Source organism: Streptomyces sp. NRRL F-5755 (assembly GCF_001279365.1).
Lineage (GTDB): Bacteria > Actinomycetota > Actinomycetes > Streptomycetales > Streptomycetaceae > Streptomyces > Streptomyces rimosus.
Genome location: NZ_LGCW01000131.1, coordinates 1 through 2,689 on the forward strand (window position 1 = coordinate 1; position 2,689 = coordinate 2,689).

3 protein-coding genes are annotated in these 2,689 nt (G+C 74.3%); 1 reads left to right on the top strand and 2 read right to left on the bottom strand.

The features are described from left to right. Window positions 1–203 precede the first annotated feature (203 nt). On the top strand, window positions 204–1,208 hold the full coding sequence (ligD, locus tag ADK86_RS14875; RefSeq protein ID WP_053697030.1) for a non-homologous end-joining DNA ligase: 1,005 nt from the start codon (window positions 204–206) through the stop codon (window positions 1,206–1,208). 28 nt (window positions 1,209–1,236) lie between these two features. Here the strand turns inward: ligD and ADK86_RS14880 are convergent, their stop codons facing one another. Further along, on the bottom strand, window positions 1,237–1,962 hold the full coding sequence (locus ADK86_RS14880) for a hypothetical protein (protein ID WP_053697031.1): 726 nt from the start codon (window positions 1,960–1,962) through the stop codon (window positions 1,237–1,239). Further along, complete coding sequence (locus tag ADK86_RS14885) at window positions 1,962–2,531, bottom strand: SigE family RNA polymerase sigma factor (RefSeq protein WP_234345860.1); 570 nt, start codon at window positions 2,529–2,531, stop codon at window positions 1,962–1,964. The genes ADK86_RS14880 and ADK86_RS14885 overlap by 1 nt, the downstream gene beginning before the upstream one ends. Between the last annotated feature and the right edge of the window lie 158 nt (window positions 2,532–2,689).

The window sequence follows — 2,689 nt, forward strand, 5'->3', positions numbered from 1 at the left end:
TGCACTCCGCTGCGCTCCGTCTCGGCTCTTCGATCCGTCTTCGGAAGCCGAGCCGATCGCAAGGCGGAGGGTCTTCCCGGTACTGGGTGTACCGGGAAGTGCCCGACAACGCGGCGAGCGTGCGTGCTGGGGGCACCTCCCAGCGGTAGCTGGGGGAGTCGCGCGGCAGGCGGGAACTTGACGACAGGGCCTAGCGTGGGTGCATGGCAGAGTCGCTGGAGCTGAGCGCGGGCGGGCGGACGGTCCGGGTGTCGCACCCGGACAAGGTCTACTTCCCGCGGCGCGGCTTCACCAAGGCCGATGTCGTCCGCTACTACCTGAGCGTCGGCGACGGCATCCTGCGCGCCCTGAAGGACCGGCCCACCACGTTGGAGCGCTACCCCGACGGAGTGGAAGGCGAATCGTTTTTTCAGAAGCGGGCGCCGAAGAACCTCCCGGACTGGATCCCCACCGGGCGGATCGCCTTCCCCAGCGGCCGGTACGCCGACGAGATCTGCCCCACCGAGCCCGCCGCCGTCCTGTGGGCGGCCAACCTCGGCTGTCTGACCTTCCACCCCTGGCCGGTGCGCCGGGGCGACACCGAGCGCCCGGACGAGCTGCGCATCGACCTCGACCCGCAGCCGGGCACCGGCTACGCGGACGCCGTACGGGCCGCCCTGGCCCTGCGCGACGTCCTCGACGGCCTCGGCCTCGCCGGATGGCCCAAGACCTCCGGCGGCCGCGGCCTGCACGTCTTCGTGCCCATCGCGCCCGAGTGGACCTTCACCCAGGTCCGCCGCTCGGCCATCGCGGTGGCCCGGGAACTGGAGCGGCGCGATCCCGGGCGGATCACCACCTCCTGGTGGAAGGAGGAGCGCGGCGCCCGGATCTTCGTGGACTACAACCAGACGGCCCGGGACCGCACGATCGCCGGCGCCTATTCCGTACGGCCCTTCCCGCACGCGCCGGTGTCCGCGCCGCTGCGCTGGGAGGAACTGCCGGACGCCGTGCCGGAGGACTTCGACCTCGCGACCATGCCGGTGCGCTTCGCCGAGCTGGGCGACCTGCACGCCGACATGGACGCCCACCCGTGCCGTCTGGAGGCCGCGCTCGAACTCGCCGACCGCGATGAGCGCGAGCACGGGCTGAAGGACCTCCCGTACCCGCCGGAGCACCCGAAGATGAAGGGCGAACCGAAGCGGGTGCAGCCGAGCCGCGCGAAGAAGTGACGCGAGGCCCGGCTCCCACGGTGCCCCGTCAGAAGGCCCCCCGTACGCGCCAGGGGCCGCCCGGCCCCTCCGCCGTCGCCGTGTACACGTCGTCCTTGGCGTCGCGCCCGCCCTCCGCGTGGTTGTACTGGCCCGCGAAGACATGCCGGCCGGCGGGCACCGTCCGCCCCGCCTTCAGGGTCCACCGGTAGACGAGCGCGCCGTCGCGCTCGCCCACGGACACCGTGAAGTCGGCGGCGGGCAGCGTGCTCCAGTGCCCCGTGTCGTTCACGCCGCCGGTCTGGGCGATCCGCAGCTCCACGGTGAACGCGGTCAGCGGGCGCTTCGTCTGGACCGTGACGTTGCTCTGCGCCCAGTAGGCGTTGCTGTGCGGGTCCACGGAGCCGTCCGACCACAGCGGACCGTCCTCGGTACGCGGCGTGCCGCCGTCGGCCGGTGCGGGGGGCGAGGCCGGGAACTGTTCTCCCGGTCCGGCCGGGGGCAGCGGGCGGGTGGTCACCTTTCCCGGCGGCTCCGGGGGCCGTACGGCCGCCGTCACCGCGTAACCACCGGCCACGAGCGCCCCCGCCGTCGCGGCGGCCGCGAGGACGATCCGCGGCCACGAGCCGGCCCGCGGCGGGCGGCGGCGCCGCTCCGTACCGGCGTCGGCGGAGTCCGCCATGCCGCGCTCCACCCGCGCCAGCATCCGGGTGCGGTCCGGTTCGTGCGCCCGCGCCGCCTCGCGCAGCCGCTCGCGCAGGTTCTCGTCCGCCATCACTTCCCCCTCCCGGAGAGGTCGTCCGCGGCGCCCGTGCCCAGGTGCCGCTGCAGCTCCGCCATGCCCCGGGAGGTCTGGCTCTTCACCGTACCGACGGAGATGCCCAGGGCCAGGGCGGTGTCCCGCTCCGACAGGTCGAACGCGTGCCGCAGCACGACGCACGCGCGCTTGCGGAACGGCAGCCGTTCCAGCGCCTGGCGGACGTCGACGACCGCGGCCACGTCGGGGCCGTCCGTGCGCTCGGCGCGCTGGGACCAGAACAGGGCGATCCGGCGCCGCTCGCGCACGGTGCTGCGGATCCGGCCGCGGGCCATGTTGGCGACCACGCCCCGGGCGTACGCCACCGGGTGTTCCGCGCCGCGCACCCGGTCCCACCGGTGCCACAGGGCGAGCAGCGCGTCCGCCGCGAGGTCGTCGGCGGCGTCCGCCTCGCCGGTGAGCAGATGGGCCAGGCGGGCCAGTTCGGCGTGGTGGCGTTCGAAGAAGGCGTGGAACTCGGCCGACGCGTCACCGGTGGCGGGGGCCGGGCCGGCGGGGGCGGCGCTGCGCGGGGTGTTCATGCTCATCGGAAGAGTGGACGGGGTCATGCCCACCATTTCGTGTGCGGCGGCGGTGGCCGGTGACCGGGGCGGGGGAGAAGGGTGGGCACGGGCGGGCTTCCTTGATCGGGAGACACTCTGTCAGCCCCTCAGTTGCCGCCGGTCGGGGGAAGGTTGCCGGGGGG